The organism is Haladaptatus salinisoli (assembly GCF_020614375.1).
Lineage (GTDB): Archaea > Halobacteriota > Halobacteria > Halobacteriales > Haladaptataceae > Haladaptatus > Haladaptatus salinisoli.
The window spans coordinates 1,049,426-1,067,111 of the sequence record NZ_CP085327.1; the positions used below are offsets into that span (position 1 = coordinate 1,049,426).

General features: G+C 67.6%; 21 protein-coding genes and 1 tRNA gene. 9 read left to right on the top strand and 13 right to left on the bottom strand.

Translation table 11 applies throughout. The features are described 5' to 3' along the window. Positions 1-21 precede the first annotated feature (21 nt). Entirely contained in the window at positions 22-972 is a 951-nt protein-coding gene (locus LIX00_RS05775) for an AAA family ATPase (RefSeq protein ID WP_227355253.1), read from the bottom strand. A 102-nt stretch (positions 973-1,074) separates the two neighbouring features. Here LIX00_RS05775 and LIX00_RS05780 point away from each other — a divergent pair. Further along, positions 1,075-1,159: transfer RNA gene (locus LIX00_RS05780), tRNA-Ser, on the top strand. Positions 1,160-1,393: 234 nt separating this feature from the next. Here LIX00_RS05780 and LIX00_RS05785 read toward each other — a convergent pair. Then, on the bottom strand, positions 1,394-2,305 hold the full coding sequence (locus LIX00_RS05785; protein ID WP_227355254.1) for a glycosyltransferase family 2 protein: 912 nt from the start codon (positions 2,303-2,305) through the stop codon (positions 1,394-1,396). A 60-nt stretch (positions 2,306-2,365) separates the two neighbouring features. Further along, a complete protein-coding gene (locus LIX00_RS05790) occupies positions 2,366-3,073 on the bottom strand; it encodes a class I SAM-dependent methyltransferase (protein ID WP_227355255.1) in 708 nt (235 codons plus the stop codon). A 119-nt stretch (positions 3,074-3,192) separates the two neighbouring features. On the opposite strand from LIX00_RS05790, the gene LIX00_RS05795 reads away from it, so the two are divergent. The 5 genes from LIX00_RS05795 (at position 3,193) to LIX00_RS05815 (ending at position 5,966) form a co-directional block, all read left to right on the top strand. After that, the gene (locus LIX00_RS05795) at positions 3,193-3,351 is read left to right on the top strand and encodes a hypothetical protein (protein WP_227355256.1); all 159 of its coding nucleotides are present in this window, start codon (positions 3,193-3,195) and stop codon (positions 3,349-3,351) included. Between the two features lie 236 nt (positions 3,352-3,587). Further along, on the top strand, positions 3,588-3,839 hold the full coding sequence (locus LIX00_RS05800; RefSeq protein WP_227355257.1) for a MarR family transcriptional regulator: 252 nt from the start codon (positions 3,588-3,590) through the stop codon (positions 3,837-3,839). A gap of 94 nt (positions 3,840-3,933) precedes the next feature. Continuing rightward, entirely contained in the window at positions 3,934-4,677 is a 744-nt protein-coding gene (locus LIX00_RS05805; protein ID WP_227355258.1) for an MBL fold metallo-hydrolase, read from the top strand. A 28-nt stretch (positions 4,678-4,705) separates the two neighbouring features. Next, positions 4,706-5,356 carry a YkgJ family cysteine cluster protein gene (locus LIX00_RS05810; protein ID WP_227355259.1) on the top strand — a complete coding sequence of 217 codons (651 nt, stop codon included), beginning with the start codon at positions 4,706-4,708 and terminating at the stop codon, positions 5,354-5,356. A 181-nt stretch (positions 5,357-5,537) separates the two neighbouring features. Beyond that, entirely contained in the window at positions 5,538-5,966 is a 429-nt protein-coding gene (locus LIX00_RS05815; RefSeq protein WP_227355260.1) for a TRAM domain-containing protein, read from the top strand. 322 nt (positions 5,967-6,288) lie between these two features. Here the strand turns inward: LIX00_RS05815 and LIX00_RS05820 are convergent, their stop codons facing one another. Continuing rightward, positions 6,289-8,016, bottom strand: a complete 1,728-nt coding sequence (locus LIX00_RS05820; RefSeq protein WP_227355261.1) for a radical SAM protein — start codon at positions 8,014-8,016, stop codon at positions 6,289-6,291. 155 nt (positions 8,017-8,171) lie between these two features. On the opposite strand from LIX00_RS05820, the gene LIX00_RS05825 reads away from it, so the two are divergent. Next, positions 8,172-8,330: a DUF7559 family protein gene (locus LIX00_RS05825; RefSeq protein WP_227355262.1), complete on the top strand. Its 159-nt coding sequence runs from the start codon at positions 8,172-8,174 to the stop codon at positions 8,328-8,330. Further along, a complete protein-coding gene (locus LIX00_RS05830; protein WP_227355263.1) occupies positions 8,327-8,704 on the top strand; it encodes an Hsp20/alpha crystallin family protein in 378 nt (125 codons plus the stop codon). Before LIX00_RS05825 ends, LIX00_RS05830 begins: the two co-directional genes overlap by 4 nt. Positions 8,705-8,725: 21 nt before the next feature. Here the strand turns inward: LIX00_RS05830 and LIX00_RS05835 are convergent, their stop codons facing one another. The 9 genes from LIX00_RS05835 to LIX00_RS05875 form a co-directional block, all read right to left on the bottom strand. After that, the gene (locus tag LIX00_RS05835; protein WP_227355264.1) at positions 8,726-9,853 is read right to left on the bottom strand and encodes an NAD(P)/FAD-dependent oxidoreductase; all 1,128 of its coding nucleotides are present in this window, start codon (positions 9,851-9,853) and stop codon (positions 8,726-8,728) included. After that, entirely contained in the window at positions 9,850-10,614 is a 765-nt protein-coding gene (locus LIX00_RS05840) for a creatininase family protein (protein ID WP_227355265.1), read from the bottom strand. Before LIX00_RS05840 ends, LIX00_RS05835 begins: the two co-directional genes overlap by 4 nt. Before the next feature lie 84 nt (positions 10,615-10,698). Then, positions 10,699-11,481 carry a DUF7388 family protein gene (locus LIX00_RS05845; protein ID WP_227355266.1) on the bottom strand — a complete coding sequence of 261 codons (783 nt, stop codon included), beginning with the start codon at positions 11,479-11,481 and terminating at the stop codon, positions 10,699-10,701. 233 nt (positions 11,482-11,714) lie between these two features. Then, positions 11,715-12,311, bottom strand: a complete 597-nt coding sequence (locus LIX00_RS05850; protein WP_227355666.1) for an NUDIX hydrolase — start codon at positions 12,309-12,311, stop codon at positions 11,715-11,717. Between the two features lie 24 nt (positions 12,312-12,335). Next, positions 12,336-12,809 (bottom strand): DUF7109 family protein, encoded by a 474-nt coding sequence (locus tag LIX00_RS05855; protein WP_227355267.1) that lies wholly within the window; start codon positions 12,807-12,809, stop codon positions 12,336-12,338. Positions 12,810-12,835: 26 nt separating this feature from the next. Further along, a complete protein-coding gene (locus tag LIX00_RS05860) occupies positions 12,836-13,933 on the bottom strand; it encodes a glycosyltransferase family protein (protein WP_227355268.1) in 1,098 nt (365 codons plus the stop codon). A 107-nt stretch (positions 13,934-14,040) separates the two neighbouring features. Beyond that, complete coding sequence (gene gvpH / locus LIX00_RS05865) at positions 14,041-14,607, bottom strand: gas vesicle protein GvpH (RefSeq protein ID WP_227355269.1); 567 nt, start codon at positions 14,605-14,607, stop codon at positions 14,041-14,043. 137 nt (positions 14,608-14,744) lie between these two features. Then, a complete protein-coding gene (locus tag LIX00_RS05870; protein WP_227355667.1) occupies positions 14,745-15,902 on the bottom strand; it encodes an MFS transporter in 1,158 nt (385 codons plus the stop codon). A gap of 94 nt (positions 15,903-15,996) precedes the next feature. Next, on the bottom strand, positions 15,997-17,364 hold the full coding sequence (locus LIX00_RS05875; RefSeq protein ID WP_227355270.1) for a polysaccharide deacetylase family protein: 1,368 nt from the start codon (positions 17,362-17,364) through the stop codon (positions 15,997-15,999). Positions 17,365-17,514: 150 nt separating this feature from the next. On the opposite strand from LIX00_RS05875, the gene LIX00_RS05880 reads away from it, so the two are divergent. Then, the gene (locus tag LIX00_RS05880; RefSeq protein ID WP_227355271.1) at positions 17,515-17,682 is read left to right on the top strand and encodes an HVO_0758 family zinc finger protein; all 168 of its coding nucleotides are present in this window, start codon (positions 17,515-17,517) and stop codon (positions 17,680-17,682) included. Positions 17,683-17,686: the final 4 nt, after the last annotated feature.

The following is a 17,686-nucleotide window of genomic DNA, read 5'->3' on the forward strand; positions in this document are numbered from 1 at the left end:
TCGAGCGCGTTCGGTTCTATCTCACTCCACCGTCGGCACGGGCACGCCGTCCAGCACGGCCTCGATTATCTCGTCTTTCCGGACGTTGTTCACCTTCGCGTCCGGGGTGAGGACGACGCGGTGGGTGAGCACGGGGTAGGCGACGCGCTTCACGTCGTCGGGGGTGACGAACTCCCGACCCTGCATGGCGGCGCGGGCGCGGGAGGCCTCGAAGAGGCGCTGGGTTCCGCGAGGGGAGACGCCGACCTCGACCCGGCGGTCGTCGCGCGTCTCGCGGGCGACGGCGGCCATGTACTCCAGCAGGTCCTCCTCGACGCGCACCGACTCGGGGACGGACTGGAGGTCGGTGACCGACCGGTTGTCGAGGACGCTCTCGATGCTGGGGCTCTGGCTGTGGCGGTCGGCCCGGCGGCGCAGGAGTTCGATTTCGCCGTCCATGTCGGGGTAGCCGAGGCTCGTCTTGACGGCGAAGCGGTCGACCTGCGCCTCGGGGAGCGGGAACGTCCCCTCCTGCTCGACGGGGTTCTGCGTGGCGATGACGAAGAACGGGTCGGGGAGTTCGCGGGTGTCGCCGTCCACCGTCACCTGCTGTTCTTCCATGGCTTCGAGGAGAGCGGCCTGCGTCTTCGGCGGCGCGCGGTTGATCTCGTCCGCGAGGACGACGTTGGCGAAGATGGGGCCCTCGTTGAACTCGAACTGGCGGTCCTGCTCGTTGAAGACGTGGGTGCCGGTCACGTCCGCCGGGAGCAGGTCGGGCGTGAACTGCACGCGGCTGAACGAGAGGCCGAGCGCGGAGGCGAAACTCCGCGCCGTGAGGGTCTTTCCGGTTCCGGGCACGTCCTCCAGCAGAACGTGGCCCTGGGCCATGACGCCGAGGAGGACCGTTTCGAGGAACTCGCGGTCGGCGATGACGGCGGTACCGACCGCGTCGAGGACGGATTCGCTCTTCGCGTTCGCGTCTGTAACGTCCATGATATCTTTCCCAACGGCCATCAATTTTAATTTGATGGTCGGAGGGATTTCGGTTCCGCGAATCGAAACCCATAAAACGAACAGCGGGGTAGGTTTGGGTGAGCCGAGATAGCCTAGCCCGGCCAAGGCGGCAGATTCGAAATCTGCTGTCCTCACGGACACGGGAGTTCAAATCTCCCTCTCGGCGTTTCTCTCGGAACAATCCGGCGAGCACCGCGTAGCGCGTGCTCGCCCGAGTCGAGTGAGAAAACGCACGAGGAGATTTCGAACGACGGAAGAGGCAGTCTCGCCCTCGGCGAGGAAGCTTCTTCGGGTGGTTCAAATCTCCCTCTCGGCGTCATTCTCCGAGCGTAAAACGACCAGTCGAAACTTCGCGAGCCACGGTGAGCGACCGTCGAGACCCCGCCGTCCCGACGTTCCGTTACGCTTCGTCGCGCCAGTCGTAGCGCTCCACGGCGCGGTCGGCCCGCGACGAGAGCCCGGCGGGGTTTCGAGCGTCGCTCCGGTCGCGGACGCGGGCGAGGGCACCGTCCTTGGTGCCGACGGCGATGCCCTTACAGACGCGCTTTCCGCAACTCGCCCAGAAGGAGGGTTCGGCGTCGCCCGACGCGACCTCCCGACCGGTCTTGCGGGCGTCGGTGGCGGCGTCGCGGAGCGTCCGCCGGAAGACGGTCAGGCGCGGCCCGTAGTTTTTGACCATGCGGTAGGCGAGCGACCGATACTTCACGTCCCACTCGCGCTCGATTCCGTCGTCGGCCGACTCGTCGTGGCGCACGCTCGCCGTCGGTTTCCACGCGACCGTTCGCCCCAGTCCTGCGAGCCGATGGGCGCAGTCGCGCGCGCCGCCGGTTCGGAGGTTCTCGTCGAACCCGTCCACCGCCTCAACGGCGTCGCGGGTGAACGCGACGTTCTGGCCCGCGAAGTAGGTCACGTCCCGCCCTGCGATCGCCCGCGTCTCGACCGTCTGGGTCGTCACGCCCGCCCGCACCGGTCGGTGAATCGGTCCGGTCACCACGTCGCTGTCCGCCGTCACGGCCTCCTCGACGCCGTCGTACCACGACGCCTCGACCGTCACGTCCTGTCCGACGAGCGCGATCACGTCGCCGGTCGCTTCCGCGATACCGGCGTTCCGCGCGACGTTGAGGTTTCGGTCGGATATCTCGACCAGCGTGCTCACGTCGTCGCGGTCGCACACCATCCCGGTCGTCCCGTCCGCGGAGGGTCCGTTGACCACGACCACCTCGGCGTCGGGCGCGTGACGAGCGAGCGCGTCGAGGCAGTCGCTCAGTGGTTCGCGACCGTTCAGCGTCGGAACCACCACGGACAGGTTCATACCCGCTTTTCAGATACCGAGTACGTAAAAGCGGTTCGGCACGCGCCCCCCTCGCCGGAATCACTCGACGCGGGTGTTCCAGTAGGAGACGGACGCGAGCGGGTCGCCGAGGATCGTCTCGCCGATGGCGGTGTCCATGTCTCTGATGGGCTCAGCGACCGCGTCCGGAATCTTGCGATAGAAGCCGTAGGGGAGTATCCAGTCGTGTTCGGCGTCGACCAGCGCGAGACCGGTGTCGGCCAGCAGTTTCTCCACGTCGTCCAGCGAGTAGAGCCGCGAGCCCATGGGGAGGAGCCAGTTGTAGATGCTCCGCGTGCTCGGCCCGGCGAACGTGTCGAAGAAGACCTGCTCGTTGGAGACGCGGCACATCTCGCTCAAGAACGACACCGGCGCGTCGGCGAGGTGGAAAAACCGCATGGCGAACACGGTGTCGAAGTGGTCGTCGGGAAACGGGAGTCGGGCCGCGTCGCCGCGCATGAACTCCAAGTGGTCCGCGACGCCCGCGTTCCGCGCCTTGTGGCGTCCCTGCTGGAGCATGGCCGACGAGATGTCCAGACCGACGATGTCGGCCCCGCGTTCGGCGAGCATGACCGTGAACCGGCCGGTTCCGCAGGCGATTTCGAGGACGCGCTTACCGTCGACCCGCCCGACGGCGTCGAGGACGGCTTGCTTTTCGCGCCGGTCGATAAGCCGTCCGCCGCGGGAAAATCGCTTCTCTTCGTATTCCTCGGCCACCTCGGTCGCTTGGTACCACTCCTGCCCCTTCACACTTCTCTCACAATGGTGTACTTCCCCCGGTGCATAAAACGATACTGAAAGCGGTTAAGCGGCCGGGCGAGGGCGAACGACTTTGGGTATCGCTGGCATACGGAGTGTCGGGGTTTTCGATGCCAACGTGCAATCACTGCGGCGGCGAGTTCAGCGCGGACGACCTCGTCCGCCACGAGTACGAGAGAACGGTCATCGTCCACTGTCCCGACTGCGGCTACGTCCTCGGGACGTACAACCGCCACAGCGAGCCGCCGAAAACCGACCGACGAGTGTAGCCGTTCGCCGCGACGCGGACCGAATTCGGACGGCGCACGGCCGCTCCTCGCCGAGGTTCGGGTACTCCTCTCGACCGCTTCGCCGCGAACCGGAGCGTGACGAGCGACCGAACGGCGGAGCAGTCCGCCCGACGTGTCGAACCGCTCCGGAGCAATATAATCACGATTAAGGTGTTGGTATTGTATAGACACGCATATAGCCAAGTTTTACCATCTCACCGCGGTCGTGTGGTAGTATGAGCACGACCGCAAGCAGACCGGCGGGCGAATTCCGCGAACGACTCAGGGAGCTTCCTCCCAGCGCCAAGCTCGTCGCGAAGGTGTTAGAGACCGGCGAACCGTTGACCCAGGGCCAACTCGCGGAAGAGTCGCTCCTCCCCGACCGAACCGTCCGATACGCCCTGACCCGCCTCGAAGACCAGGACCTCGTCGTCTCGCGCCACAGTTTCCGCGACGCGCGAAAGCAGGTCTACCTCCTCAACGACTGAGCGCCCGTTTTCCGTATCGTCTTTCTCCCGAAGCCCCTCCGCAAGTGACGACGGTGGCGTGAGTCCTTTCCCGGTGGGGTTCCTCACCTCGCGCATGAACCCCATCCCCGTCCCGACCGACACGCTCTCCCCGCACGGAGCGACGAACGCCTACGTCGTCGAAAACGTCCTCGTCGACCCCGCGGGAAGGACGGACGAACTCGACCGCGCGGTCGACGACGTCGACCACGTCGTCGTCACTCACGCCCACCCGGACCACGTCGGCGGGGTCGCACACTACGCCGACGCCTGCGACGCGACCGTCTGGGGGCGGGCGGGGCGCGAAAACCGCCTCGAGGCCCTCACCGGAATCACCCCCGACCGAACCGTCCGCGAGGGAACCGCGGTCGGCCCGCTGACCGTCGTCGAGACGCCCGGGCACGCCCCGGACCACGTGGCACTCGCCGTCGGAGACGAGATGCTCTCCGGCGACCTGGTCGTCGCGGAGGGGAGCGTCGTCGTCGCCGCCGGGGAGGGCGACCTGCGCGCGTACCTGACCTCGCTCCGGCGGCTGTACGCCCGAAATCCGAGCGCCCTCTATCCGGGGCACGGGCCGGTCATCGACGACCCGCGGGCGACGATTCGGCGAGTCATCGACCACCGTCTCGCCCGCGAGGAGCAGGTGCGCGCCGCGGTGCGCGGCGGCGCGCGCACCGTCGCCGAGGTGACGGACGCGGCGTACGACAAGGATATCTCCGCCGTCAGGGAGTTCGCCGAGCGAACCGTCGCCGCCCACCTGGAAAAGCTGGCGGTCGAGGGGGACGTGACGTGGGACGGCGAGCGCGCCGCGCCGCAATGATTTTCCCCGACGACGCGAACTAGCGTCCGTGCAGAGTCTCGAAGCCGAACTGGAGCGCGCGAAAGCACTCGACGCGTCCGCCCTCGCGGACGCCATCGAGGACATCGGATTCGAGTGTACGCGCTGCGGGGCCTGTTGCAAGAGCGAATCGGACGACCCCCACACCGCGACCGTCTTTCCGGGGGAGGTGCGCGAACTGCAGGCCGAGACGGGGTACGACTTCCGCGACGTGGCGCGGCCCATGCCCTACGGTCTGACCGACGGAACGGGCCAAACGTTCGAGTGGGCGCTCCAGACCGACGACTGCGGAGATTGCCGATTCTACGAGGAGGACGACGGAGAGGGCGCGTGTTCGGTGCACCCCGACCGCCCGCTCATCTGCCGGACGTACCCCTTCAGCGTCGCGCTCGGCGGGACGAGCCAACCGATGGGCGAGGCGGTGGACGAGTCCGGCGTCGTCCGCGCCCACGAGTGCGAGGGCCTCGGGCGCGACATCGACCGCGAAGACGCGGAGGACCTCGCGGACGCGCTGAAAACCCGCGCCGTCCGCGAACTGGAGGAGGCCATCGGGGTGCGCGACAACTACGAGTACGCGAACTCCGAGGAGGGCGATATCGTCGTCTACGACTCCGAAGGCGCGAAGAGCCCCGACGGAACCGAGTACGAGAGGGGAGAGTAGCGAGCGAGCGGGCCGACGACCGACCGGAGGGAAGGAAAGTGCTTTTGATCGACCTATTGCCAGGGAGACCGCCAGAAGCAGCGCCAGTCGCGCTGCTTCTGGCACTCGACCGCGGCAAACGGTCGTGTTCGATAATTCTTTAATGGTTGACTACTTGGTATCATTTGGAGGTCTACGACCCTTGGAAATCTCTGACAAGCTCCTGTGTCTGTTCAGCGCTGATGTTACTATGAAAGACGACGAGTACGTCGTCACCGTCCCACGACGCGAAATCGACACGGGGTCGGTCGAATCGGGAGAAACCTACCGCGTCGCGCTCATCTCGCGCGAAACGGAGACCGAATCGGAAGAAAGCCAGACGACCGCCACGAACGAGAGCACGACCAGCACCGGCACGGTTTCGTCGGAACCGCAGCCACCCGTCGAAGCCGGCGAAATCCGCTACGTCGAAGTGGAGGATATCGGAAAGCAGGGCGACGGTATCGCGCGCGTCGAACGGGGCTACGTCATCATCGTCCCCGGCGCGGAGATCGGCGAGCGCGTGAAGGTCGAGATCACGGAAGTGAAATCGAACTTCGCCGTCGGCGAAATCATCGAAGAGGAGTTCTAAAACCACCTTTGCTGCGGTCGCAGGCGGAAGCGACGGTAACCGTCGCTTCCGCTGGCTCCCCGGCAAAATTTGGACCGAAAGCCTGCGTCACCCCCGTTCGGGGTTCCTCGGCCCGGAGAATCGAGATTTTCCGGAGAGGACGCTAGCGACTAGCGGTTGCGTCATCGGCGGATTCGGACGGTTGTGTCGATCGCCGACTTCCGGCGGTTACGCCGCCTGCCGCGTCTGACGGTTGCATCGCTGACCTATCGCTCCCTCACGTCGAAAGCTCGCTTCGCTCCCCTTCGACGCTCGGTCGCTGTGAAAATGAAAACCGCGCTCGTCAGTCCGCGTTTCTGGAGACCGGCGCTCCGGCGAACTCGCTCAGATCCACGTCCACCGTCTCGGCGAGTTCGTCCGGCGTCTCGTAAGGACGGTTCACGATGACGTTCCCGGCGCGTTGTTTTCCCAGACCCGGAATCGCGGTGAGTTCGTCCATCGTCGCGCTGTTCACGTCGAGGGGGTAGGGAACCCCGGTGACGGAGCGATAGCCGTGGTCGACGACCGCCACGTCGATGGTTCGACCGAGTTCGCGCTCCCCCGGAATCCCGACGAGCAGGGGGTAGGTGCCGAGCTGTCGCCCGAACGTTCGTCCGCCCTCGTGGTATTCGAGGTGGACGTTCGGCAGGACGGTTCCCGACGGAGCCACGCGCCTGAGCATCGGGTTGTCTATCTCCTCGCGCACTTCGCGCTTGTACCGCTTGAACAGCTTCTTGTGGTCGTGGGCGATGTCCGCGCCGACCTCGCTCATCTCGGTGCCGGAGAACGCCATCACCTGCCGGATGTTCACCCGGCGGAGCATCAAGCCCTCGTCGTACACGCGTCGGAGGAACGCCCGGTTGTGGTCGAACGTCTCCCGGCGTTCCCCTTTCAATCCGTGGAGGAGGTTGATGCCGGGCAGGAGCTTCGGCAGCCGGTTTTCGGCGTCGGAACCGAAGGTGGGTGCCGACTCGGGGGACTCGCCGGGTCGCCAGCCGGCCTCCTCGTTGACTATCTTCACGGCCTCGAAGCACTCCTCCGCGGTGACGTTCAGGTTGTTCTCCTCCTGCACGACGGGGTCCGCCGATTCGAGGCCGAACGCGGCGGTGTCGCCGGGCGTGTTGTGCTCGGCGATGACGCGAATCCCTTCCCGCGACAACTCGGGCCACTCGACCACGGTGATGGGGTTCATGTTGTCGAGGTGGAGCGTCCCGAGGTCGGGCGCCGCCTCGCGGATGCCCCCGTACAGGTCGCGCAGGGCGTCGGGGTTCGGCTTCTCGCCGTCGCCGCCGTAGGCGAGGATGTCGGCCTGTCGCCCCAGCCGAAAGTGCCGGGCACCCCGGTCGTAGAGCCCCGCGACCTCCGCCACGACCGACTGAGGTTCGCGGAACGACGGATTCCCGTACAGCGGTTCCGTGCAGAACGAACAGCGGTACGGACAGCCCCGCGAGGTCTCCATCTCGCAGATGAGGTAGTCGGGGTGGTTCGGGTGCTGTTCGACCACGAACGCGCCCGTCTCGGCCCAGCGGTCTATCTCCGCGTTGCTGCGCATCCGGTCGCCGAAACCCTCCAGTCCGCTCGCCGCGAGGTCGAAGGCCGCCGCTTCCACGTCGCCTTTCGCCACGAAGTCGAAATCGAGGTCGTCGCGCGCCGTCTCGGTTCCGCCGGCGTTCTCCTCACCGACGCCGAACTTGACGGGGCCGCCCATCAGGCTCGTCCCGTCGGCGGTCCACGCCAACTTCCGCACCTCCTCGGGTTCGGCGGGCGTCCCGCCGACGTACTTGCCGGGGACGGTCATCCCGCCGATGTAGACGAACAGGTCGGCGTCGGCCACGTCGCCCCACTTCGCGTTGTCCTCGCGCAGTTCGTCGATGGTGTGGTACGTGATTCGCTCCTCGGGCACCCCCGCGTCCACGAGCGCCCCGGCGGTGTACCGCGGGTACGTCGAGATGTACGGCGGCACGCCGAAGTGCGCCGGTTCGTCGACGTAGCCGTCCACGAGCGTCACGTCGAGGGTCGCGGGGTCGGTCATGTCCTCTCGTACCCGCTCGACGGGTAAAACGGTGACTACACTCCCTCGGCGACGGGAGCGACGAAAGCGATACCCCACGAACGATACCTCCGCGCGAAAATCGAACTAGAGCCGAAGTCCGCGCGTTTATTTTCGTCCGGAACGTACCGCCGCACATGCCCGCGACGCTCGAAGTGAAATGTACGGACGGCGATTGCGAACTCGACATGTTCGAGATGCACTACACCTACGACATGCCCGACGACGTGGGCGTGAACGACTTCCAGTGTCCGTACTGCGCCGGAACCGACTGTCTCGAAGCCATCGAACTATGACGCTCCGAAACCTCGGCCGCTCGACCGTGACGGCGGTCGCGGAGCGCGTCGGTCGCGCCGCGAGCAAGGTGCAAGAGAAGCGACCCATCCCGTCCGACCTGCTCGAAAGCGAGGACGCCTACCTCGTCGTCTTCGACGCGGCGGGCGCGACCGGGAGCGACGTTCAGGTTCGGTTCGCCGACGGTGCGGTGCTCGTCCGCATCGACCGCTTCCGCGACTTCCACGAGGGCTTCGAGATGGTGTTCCCCGGCCGAGGAATGTCGCTCGACGGGCGCGTCGAACTCCCGGCGGACGCCGAGGTGGACGCGAAGCGCTCGACGGCGACGCTGACCGACTCGGGGACGCTCGAAGTGTACGTGCCGAAATCGAAGTAGCGACGACCGACGCGACGAGGACTACTCCACGGCCATCCCTTCTACGATATCGAACTCCTCGTCGCCGGAGAAGCGCGTCGGGTCGAACGCCGGAATCCCGCCCTCGCCGAGCACGTCCTCCGCTATCGCTTCGCCGAGCGCCGGCGCGCGCATGAACCCGTGGCCCTGCCACCCCGCCGCGACGTAGAGCCCCGACCGGAGTTTGCCGAGGAGCGGGTCGTAGTCGGGCGTGGCGTTGCAGAGCCCGGCCCACGCGCGCTCGACGGTCGGTCCGGAGTCGGCGTCCGGCCCGAAATCGAGGCGGTGCGCGAGGCGCGCTTCCATCGCCTCGCGGAACGCCGCGTCGCCTTCCCGCGTCCACTCGTCCGGGTCGCTCTCGACTTCCTCCGTGCCGTCGCCCGCCAGCAGGCCCTCGGGGTGCGGGCGCAGGTAGTACCCTTCGGTGGCGTCGTACACCATCGGCACGTCGCCCCCGAACTCGCAGGTGAGCGCCTGCACCCGGTAGGGTTTGAGCGCGACGGGGATTCCGGCGTCCGCGAGCACGCGCTTCGTGTGCGCGCCCGCCGCGACGACCACCGCGTCGAACGCCTCCTCGCCGTCCTCGGTGAGCACGCGGGGCGGGTCGGTTCGAACGCGCGCCTCGACGCCGGTTCGAATCTCGACGCCCTCGCGCGCCGCCGCCTCGGCCATCGCCCGGGCGTAGCTTCCGGGGTCGGTTCGTCCAGCGTTCCGGGCCACCGCTGCGACGGCCACGTCGGCCGTGTTCAGCGCCGGATAGCGGTCGGCCAAGTCCGCGGCGTCGACGAGCGACACGTCCCGACCCTGCTCTCGCATCCGCGGCACCTGCTCGCGGATGGCCGCCGCGCGCTTCTCGTCGCCGTCCCGGGCGAACCAGACGTAGGGCGTCTCCTCGAACTCGAAGCCCCCCGTGCCGGAGAACTCGCGGAACCGCTCGATGGCTCGGTCGCCGACGCGCGCGTCCTCGGGCGCGGCGAACGCGTCGTACAGCACGCCCGCGGCCCGACTCGTGCTCGCGTCCGGGTTCGGAATCTCGTCCCTCTCGAACAGCACCGCGTCCGCGCCGCGCGCCGCGAGGTCGCGGGCCGCCGTCAGACCGACCGCGCCGCCCCCGACGACCGCGACGGTCATCGGTGTTCCTGCGGCCAGAGGTCGGCCACGTTCTGTTCGGCGAGCCACTCGACCAGCGCGCCGAGTTGTTCGCCGGACGCCGAGAGCAATCGGTCGCCCGCCTCGCGCGAGCCCTCGGTCGGGCGGCCGACGACGCCGCTGTCGGAGAAATCGATGGTGTCGAAGCCGACGTTCGCGCCGTGAACGTCGTGGCCCCACGCGCCGCCCGCGCCCGCTTCCGCCTCCGCGAGCGCGGCCTCGCGCACGAGGTCGTTCGCGACGGCGAGCATCATGCTCGTCTCTATCTCGTCGGCGTGGGTGATGCCGGTCCCGAACTCGTCTTCGAGCACGTCGTCGATGCCGCTCCACCAGTTCCACGGGACGGCGAAGGCGACCTCCTCGCGTCGGAGGCGGCGCGCGACGCGCTGGAGCGCGCCGCTGTTACCGCCGTGACCGTTCACGACGACGACCCGCTTCACGCCGTGGCTGGCGACGCTGGCGACGACGTCCGCGACGTAGTCCTCGAACGTCGTCGGGTCGGTCCAGAGCGTTCCGTCGAACTGCCGGTGGTGTTCGCTCACTCCGACCGGAATCGTCGGGAGGCGGACGACGCCTCCGCGGTCGTCGACGCTGCGCACGACCGCTTCGGCCGCCATGAAGTCGGTTCCTAACGGCAGGGCCGGTCCGTGCTGTTCGACGCTTCCGGTCGGCAACAGTGCGACCTTCGCGTCGGCGAGAACGTCCGCCGCCGTCGTGGTCGTGTGTTCGTGGAGTAGACTCACGGACGGGGGGTCGCGTTCGCGCTATTTCAAACCGAGTGTCGCGGCGAACGCGAGAACGAGAACGAGAACGAGAACGGCCGACGGTCAGCCGAGGAACGATTCGACGCCCCGTGCGGGGTAGCCGACCACCCAGTCCGCGCCGGCGTCTTTCAACTCCGCGACCCGTTCGCCGACCTCCGCCGCCGTGCCGACGAGCGCGAAGTCGCGGCTCGCCGCCGAGAGCACCTCGCGGGCGCGTCCCGCCGCGCGAGCGTCGGGCTGAGCGGTCTCGGGGAGCGCCCGAGCGACGGGTTTGCGCCGGGCGACGTACGCGCCGACGGCGTCGAGAACGGCGTCCTCGTCGTCGGTCAGGACGGTCGGCGCGTACACCGCGACGGTGGCGTCGAACCCGGCGGCCCGGAGCGCCCGCAGGTCGCGGGCGGTCGAGCGCGTGAGGAGTTCGAACTGCGCCGCGCCGGTCGCGGTGGCGACTCGTTCGACGCCCTCCGTCCCGACCCACGCGTCGGGTTCGCGGTCGAGCGCCGCCCCGAACCGGGGTGCGACGGCCCGCCGCCGCTCGTCCTCGGTGAGGTAGGCGGGGTGGCCGGCGACGAGCACCGTCTTCACCCCCTCGGGCAGTCGGTCGTAGAGCGAGTCGTCGCCGAGGGGGTCGAAGCCGTCGGCCCGGACCGGCACCGTCAGGCGAACGTCCTTCTCGACCGCCAACTCGGCCAGCGTCTCGGTGTCGGGGAGGTGCTCTCGCCCCTCGTAGTCGATGGTGACGGCGTCGAAGGGCAACTCCAGCGCGCGGCGCACGTCGCACTCCGCGGGCTTCAGCGCGGCGGCGTCGAGCCCCGTGCGAGCGACGGCGTGGTTACTGGTCAGCATCTGCGTTCGACCCCCGTACTTAGAACTAGTCGTCTACTGTACTCGCGGAACGCGATCCATCGTCTGTGCGACCATGTGCCTTCCCGTAGTTCGGTTGCGGGCAAAAGGCTGTCGGCGACGGCAACGAGTGCGACGGAGGAGTAGTCGTTCGCGAACACCGGTAGTGAGATTCGAGTACGGCCGCGCCGATACGGTTCTGGACCGAAGTAGAAACGCGAACGCCGAACTCGCTCTCACCCCAAGTCGGGGTCGGTGTCGACGTACCGGTCTATCCGCTCGGGCGCGCGCCAGTCGGTGGTCAACTCCAGCAACTGCACCAGAATGCGTCCGGTCGCGCCCCAGACGGTGTAGCCGTCGACGTGGAAGAAGTGGATGACGATGTCGCCGTAGTGGGGGTGGTCGCGCCGCTCGTTCTCGTAGTTCGCCGGGTCGATGAGTCCGGCCACGGGGAGGACGGCGATCTCGGCCACCTCGCGCTCGTCGGGGTCGTACTCCCGGTCGGGGATCCGGACGACGAATGGCGTGACGGCGTAGTTGGTTATCGTCCGTATGTCGTCGAGCCGACCGACGGATTCGACCTCGTCGGGCCGGAGGCCGATCTCCTCGTAGCCCTCCCGGAGGGCGGTCTCCCAGAGGTCGTCGTCGCTCGGCTCCCGACCCCCGCCGGGGAAGCTCATCTGGCCGGGGTGCTCGCCGAGGTGGTCGGCCCGCTTCGTGAACAGGAGGTGGTGTCCGTCCTCGCGGGCGACGACCGGCACGAGCACGGCGGCGTCGCGCTTCTCGTCCGTGACCGACCGCGGTTCGTGGTCGGCCACCCGACCGAGGTTCATGCCCATGGATTGCTCCGTTCGCCCTTAATTCGCCCGGTCGCCGGTCGCTTCGTCCAGCCGAGAGCGCACGTCGTCCGCCTCGACCGGCGACCACGCTTCGAGGTCGTAGCTCACGTCGATGAGGTAGCTCGCGCGCTCCTCGTCGGTCCCGTCGACCGTTTCGGCCTCCGCCGCGAGACGTTCCTTGACGCGCTCGCCGAGCCCCTCCCGGTCGACGCTCCGCCCGGGCACGTCCATGATGTGCGGCAGGTCCTCGCCGTTCTCGGGCAGCGCGGGGAACGCGACCGGACCGGGGACGAGCACCCGCTCCCCGTCGGCGTCGGCTTCGACGAGGTAGTAGTCCGTCACGGCGTCCTCGATGACGGCCTCGAACGCCGACTCGTCCACCTCCTTGCCCTGCTTGAACGCCAGTTCCGCGAGCGCCTCGGCCAGTTCGTCGCGCGTGAGCGCCCCGAACAGGTCCACCACTCCGGCGAGTTCGTCCTTCGTCTTGCTCATTATCGGGAAGCGTCGGGCAACCGATATCAGTGTTGGCGTTCGCGCAGGGTCGGGGACGCCGCAGCCCGAACCTCCGCGGGGTCGATGGGGGCGTCCGTCCACGCCGGAAGCACCGCGTCGCCGCCCGGCGGTTCGATGGCCTCGGCGTACGTCTCGACCTGTTCGCGCTCCGCGGTCACGTCGTACCGCAGTCCGTTGAACGCGGCGTCGGCGGCGTACCGGCGGACGAACTCCCGCGCGGTCGCCCGGTAGCGTTCGGGGAGCGTCCCGTAGGCCGGTTCGACGCCGTGAGTTTCGCACACCCGGAACAGCGCGCGGCCGACCCCCTCGCTCATCGCCGAGAGGCCGCCCGGCCCGGAGACGGTTCGGTGGTCGTGTTCGTACCGGCCGAGGTCGACCTGCGCGCTCCCGTCGAACCCGACGCGTTCGAACGCGCCGCCGAGCGTTCCGACTTCCAGCCCCCAGTCGCGCTCGACTCGCAGGGACGCGGCGAGGTCGGCGGTCACCGCGAACTCGCCCGCGAGCGCGTACCGGAAGGCGTCGAGGTACTCGAGGACGCGCGCGTCGTGCGCCTCCCGGAGCGCGCGGACGAGCGGCGCGTAAAAGAGCCGGAAGAGGCGACCGTACAGTCGCTCGCCCTCGACGCGGGCGTAGTACCCCTTGGCGAACGAGAATCCGAACCCCAGCGGCGCGAGCAGTCGCGGGACGACCCCCGCGTCGTAGGTCTTCGCGTCGGCGTCGTGGCAGACAACGAACTCCGACTCCGCGGCCGCGACGCCGAGCGCGAGCCACACGTCGCGGCCCTTGCCGGCGTCGCCGTTCAGGTCGTGTTGCTCCAGCAGGCGCACGACGCGGGGGCTGTTGCACCAGAGCACCGTGAGCGGGAGGTCGAACTCCGAGAGCCAGCGGTGGACGTCCCCCACGCGGTCGGTCGGCGCGCGGAGCGGGACGACCACGCGGCCCGGGGCGACCGCTTCGAGTTCCGAGAGGACGCGCCCGGCGGTTCGCGACCGATGCTCGCGCTCGGTCATCGGCACGACGACCGCGGCGCGGTCGGTCGGGGCGTCGGGAACCCGCCCCGTCAGGTCGTGAAGCGTCGTCACCCGCTCCTGCACGTACTCCATTGGTGGGGTTTGGAAGAGGGGGATGAAAAAGGGCGTGAAGTCGGCAGAAGGGGACCATACTCGCTCTCCGTTCTCGACGGAGGCGTTCGGATGCGGAGCGCCGGACGTTACGTTTCGACCGAGCCGCCCGCGTCGCCGGGCGGACGGAGACGAACCTCGAGGACGGCGTTGTTGAACCGCGCCTTGTCCACCGCGGCGCGGTTCCACGGAAGCGACACTCGCCGGACGACCGCTCCGCGCACCGCGATGACGAACTCGTTGGAATCCCTGGCGAGTCCGACCGAGAGGTCGTCCTCGGAGACGCCGGGCAAGTCGGCGACGACGGTCACCTCGTCGTCCGCACGATGGGCGGTGACGTAATACGAATCGACATCGGATTCGTGCCGCGTCTCGTCGGTCTCCGCCCGCGCTCGTTCTCTGTGCGCCCGTATCGGCTTCGACCACCGAGGCGTCGGTTCTCCGTCCGTTCGGCGCTGGCGGTCGCCGTCTCGTCCCTCGTCCGGTTCGGGCGGCGGGTTCGAAGCGCCCGCGTCGACGAGTCCTTTCAACACGTCCGTCACCGGTCGGAGTCCGATTCCGAGCCGAACGCCCGAACCTCGACGCATCGAATCGTCGTCGGCGACCGGGTCCGACGGTTCGTCCTCGTCGCGTTCGTCTGAGTTTGATGGTGGCATCGCGCACTCCTTCGGGGGCTACCCCGCGCGTATGGTAATCGTAGGCACGGGAGGTAATTAAACATGCGTTCACGTGCCAGGAAACTGACCGTTGAAAGATAGAACGGGCGACGAAACGAACCGTCGGCGACGCAGATTCATCCCGTTCTTCCCTCTCGACCCGTGGCCGCCTCGGTCGGAAGGCGGTCCACGTGGTGGAGCGCGAGGAGCACCGAGAGGATGGCGAGCAGACCGAACGCGAACGTCCGGAACACGGCGTCGAAGGCGAATCCGGCGTCCGTCAGCGCGCCGACGACCGAACTCCCCGCCGCCTGAAAGACCATCATGATGCCGCTGTAGAGGGCGTACGCGCTGGCGCGGTTCTCGTCCGGGAGCGAGTCCAGCAGGTACGTGTCGAGCGCGGGGAAGATGCTGTGGACAACGTAGCCGAGCACTATCGACACCGCGACGAACGCGAGAACTCCGCTGGCCGCGGTCACTGCCAGCAGACAGGCGATGAACGCGCCGAGGATGGTGAGCATGAGCGGGACGTGGGGCAGTCTGTCCGCGAGTCGCCCGGTGAGCCAGAACGCCGGGACGCCCGCCGCGAAGGTCACGGTGAGCATGAGGTTCGCCGTTCCGGGGGCGAGACCTTCCGCGCGGAGGTACGTCGGATAGAAGTTGAACAGGCCGTTCCAGACGAACCCCGTCGCGCCGATGATGGCGACGCCGCTCAGGATGATGGGCCACTGGCGGCGAAACGCCGTCCAGAGGTCGCGGTCGGCCGCCCCCGCCTCGGGGAGGTTCGCTCGCCGCGCGACGACGACGAAGACGACCGTCGTGAGCGCGGCGACCACCGCCACCAAGCCGATGACGCCTCGCCACCCGACCGTCGCCAGCACCGCGCCGACGAACAGCGGGGCGGCGACCGCCGCGAGTTGGCTGGCCGTGCCGTGGATGCCGAGCGCCCGCCCGACGCGGTCGGGGTAGAGTTCGCTCACGAGCGGATTCGCGGCGATGAAGTACGCGCCGCTGGCGACGCCCATCAGGAACGCGCCCGCGCCGAGCATCGGGACGGAGTCCGCGAGCGCGGTGAAGGCGGCCGCGCTGGTCAGCACGACGCCCGTACCGAGGACGACGCGGTGGCGCGGAACGCGGGTGAGCAGGTAGCCGGTCGGGATTCGCGGGAGAGCACTCCCCAGCCAGACCATCGTGGCGACGAGACCGACCGTGGCGTCGCCGACGTGAAACGCGTCCTTGAGCGGTTCGAGGAGGGGCGCGAACACCACGCGGGCGAAGTTGACCAGAAAGACCATCGAGCTGAGCGACGCGAAGAGGCGTCCACGGGACACGCCCGAGCGTTTCGAGAGCGAGCAGTCAAAGCTTCCGAAACGGGCAAAGAAGACGGTATTACGTGCGGCTCGTTCGCATCTCCCAGAGGTCGGAGAAGGTGATGACTTCGACGCCCGGCGTATCGTCGATGTACGAGAGGAGTTTCTCGTACTCGGAGACGGACATCGTGTTGTCGTTTTCGAAATCGTGGAAGTTCAGGATGCCGCAGTTGCGGTAGGCGGCCGCGCGGTCGACGACGTTCCGGGCGATGCTGAGGTCGTGACCGATGGTTCGCGGGAGGACGAGGGGGTCGAAGCCGTACACGCCGGTCGTGTTGACGTTGCCCGACTGGTTCATCCCGCCCATGTAGTGGTACTTACCGATAACGTCCAACGCCGTCCTGTCGAAGTTGTTCCCGGGATAGACGATGAAGTCCGCGCCCTCGAACTCGTTGTCGATGAGCCACTGCTTGTTCCGTTTCAGGATGCCGTCGAGCTTCGACGCGGATATCCGGGAGAACGGATTGTCGACGCTCCCGTGAGCGACCACTTCGTCGCCCGCCGCCTGTCGTTCCTGCAACGTCTCGATGGACATGAACAGGTCGTACTGCACGTCGTCGGGGTGCGGCGGCTGGGTCAGGACGGCGGGGAAGTCGTAGCGGTCGTGGACGGGCGCTGCGTGGTCGTAGTAGCTTCGCTTCCCGTCGTCCCAACTGAGCACGACGTACCCCGTCTCCGGTTTGGGGTGGAATCGAACGTCGTCGACCCACGCCTCGACGTCGGCGGCGGTCGCGTTGGTGACCTGCAACAGAATCCGGTCGATGCTGGTGAGGTCGGGCGCTTCGTCGCTGACCTCGAAGACGCCGGGGCAGATTCGGAACCACCCGACGTCCGGCGTTCGATAGGTGATATCCCGAAGCTCCAGCGCGGCGTGGTTGTCGTTCGAATCGACCAGATAGATGTAGAACCCGATCTTCTCCGGCGTGGTGGTTCGAATCGTCGCCGAGACGTCCCGGTCGGTGAAATCCATCGGCTCGGTCAGTTCGCGTTCGAGGATGACGTGGTGGCCGTCTCGCCCGACCAATCGAAGGCTCTGTCGGCCCGTTCGTTTTATCGTCGAGTCCGGCGTCATCGTCCCCTCCAGCGCGCGCCAAAACGAGGGGTTCTCGAAGGCGTCGAAGCTCGTCCCCGGAGAGCCGTACCGCTCCCGGCTGTCGTACTCGGTCAGGAGGGACGGCGTCGTCGTGGTCGTCGTTTCCTCGGTAGAAGTGCGCGACGGCGGCCGAGCGGTCGTGGTCGTCTCGGTCGTCGTGGTCGTCGTGATTGCCGTCTCCGGCGTACCGTCCAGACACCCCGCGAGCAGCCCGGTCGCGCAGAGACCGGCCGACGCGAGGAGTCCGCGGCGGGACGTTCGGGAGAGCGGGCGACCGTCGGAGCGTCGTGTCATAGTATCTGGGATTACCGATTGGATAAATGTCTTGTGTATTAATATATTCAGATGACAATTAGTATCATGCTAGATAGCTCGCGGAGGTCGGCGCGGTATCGAGTCGGTTCGGCGATGACTTTTTGTTACATGCGAGTGTATGACAGGGCGATGAAATCAGTCCGGAGTGGTCTACGAAAGGGAGAGGTCGAGAAGGACACTTACGGGCGGTTGTCGTGCTCGACGTGCGGGGAATCGCTCAAGACGCACAACGACCCCGAGGAAGTGTTCTCGGTGCGGTCGTGCCCGGAGTGCGGCGGCGAGTGGAAGGTGCTGTAGTTCG

What these genes read in the sequence shown, in the direction of transcription:
- LIX00_RS05860 (WP_227355268.1), bottom strand. Translation starts at nt 13,933, where the DNA reads ATGGAGTACGTGCAGGAGCGGGTGACGACGCTTCACGACCTGACGGGG.
- LIX00_RS05795 (WP_227355256.1), top strand. Translation starts at nt 3,193, where the DNA reads ATGCCAACGTGCAATCACTGCGGCGGCGAGTTCAGCGCGGACGACCTC.
- LIX00_RS05835 (WP_227355264.1), bottom strand. Translation starts at nt 9,853, where the DNA reads ATGACCGTCGCGGTCGTCGGGGGCGGCGCGGTCGGTCTGACGGCGGCC.
- LIX00_RS05880 (WP_227355271.1), top strand. Translation starts at nt 17,515, where the DNA reads ATGAAATCAGTCCGGAGTGGTCTACGAAAGGGAGAGGTCGAGAAGGAC.
- LIX00_RS05875 (WP_227355270.1), bottom strand. Translation starts at nt 17,364, where the DNA reads ATGACACGACGCTCCGACGGTCGCCCGCTCTCCCGAACGTCCCGCCGC.
- LIX00_RS05870 (WP_227355667.1), bottom strand. Translation starts at nt 15,902, where the DNA reads ATGGTCTTTCTGGTCAACTTCGCCCGCGTGGTGTTCGCGCCCCTCCTC.
- LIX00_RS05850 (WP_227355666.1), bottom strand. Translation starts at nt 12,311, where the DNA reads ATGAACCTCGGTCGGGTGGCCGACCACGAACCGCGGTCGGTCACGGAC.
- LIX00_RS05785 (WP_227355254.1), bottom strand. Translation starts at nt 2,305, where the DNA reads ATGAACCTGTCCGTGGTGGTTCCGACGCTGAACGGTCGCGAACCACTG.
- LIX00_RS05820 (WP_227355261.1), bottom strand. Translation starts at nt 8,016, where the DNA reads ATGACCGACCCCGCGACCCTCGACGTGACGCTCGTGGACGGCTACGTC.
- LIX00_RS05825 (WP_227355262.1), top strand. Translation starts at nt 8,172, where the DNA reads ATGCCCGCGACGCTCGAAGTGAAATGTACGGACGGCGATTGCGAACTC.
- LIX00_RS05845 (WP_227355266.1), bottom strand. Translation starts at nt 11,481, where the DNA reads ATGCTGACCAGTAACCACGCCGTCGCTCGCACGGGGCTCGACGCCGCC.
- LIX00_RS05800 (WP_227355257.1), top strand. Translation starts at nt 3,588, where the DNA reads ATGAGCACGACCGCAAGCAGACCGGCGGGCGAATTCCGCGAACGACTC.
- LIX00_RS05805 (WP_227355258.1), top strand. Translation starts at nt 3,934, where the DNA reads ATGAACCCCATCCCCGTCCCGACCGACACGCTCTCCCCGCACGGAGCG.
- LIX00_RS05775 (WP_227355253.1), bottom strand. Translation starts at nt 972, where the DNA reads ATGGACGTTACAGACGCGAACGCGAAGAGCGAATCCGTCCTCGACGCG.
- gvpH (WP_227355269.1), bottom strand. Translation starts at nt 14,607, where the DNA reads ATGCCACCATCAAACTCAGACGAACGCGACGAGGACGAACCGTCGGAC.
- LIX00_RS05830 (WP_227355263.1), top strand. Translation starts at nt 8,327, where the DNA reads ATGACGCTCCGAAACCTCGGCCGCTCGACCGTGACGGCGGTCGCGGAG.
- LIX00_RS05855 (WP_227355267.1), bottom strand. Translation starts at nt 12,809, where the DNA reads ATGAGCAAGACGAAGGACGAACTCGCCGGAGTGGTGGACCTGTTCGGG.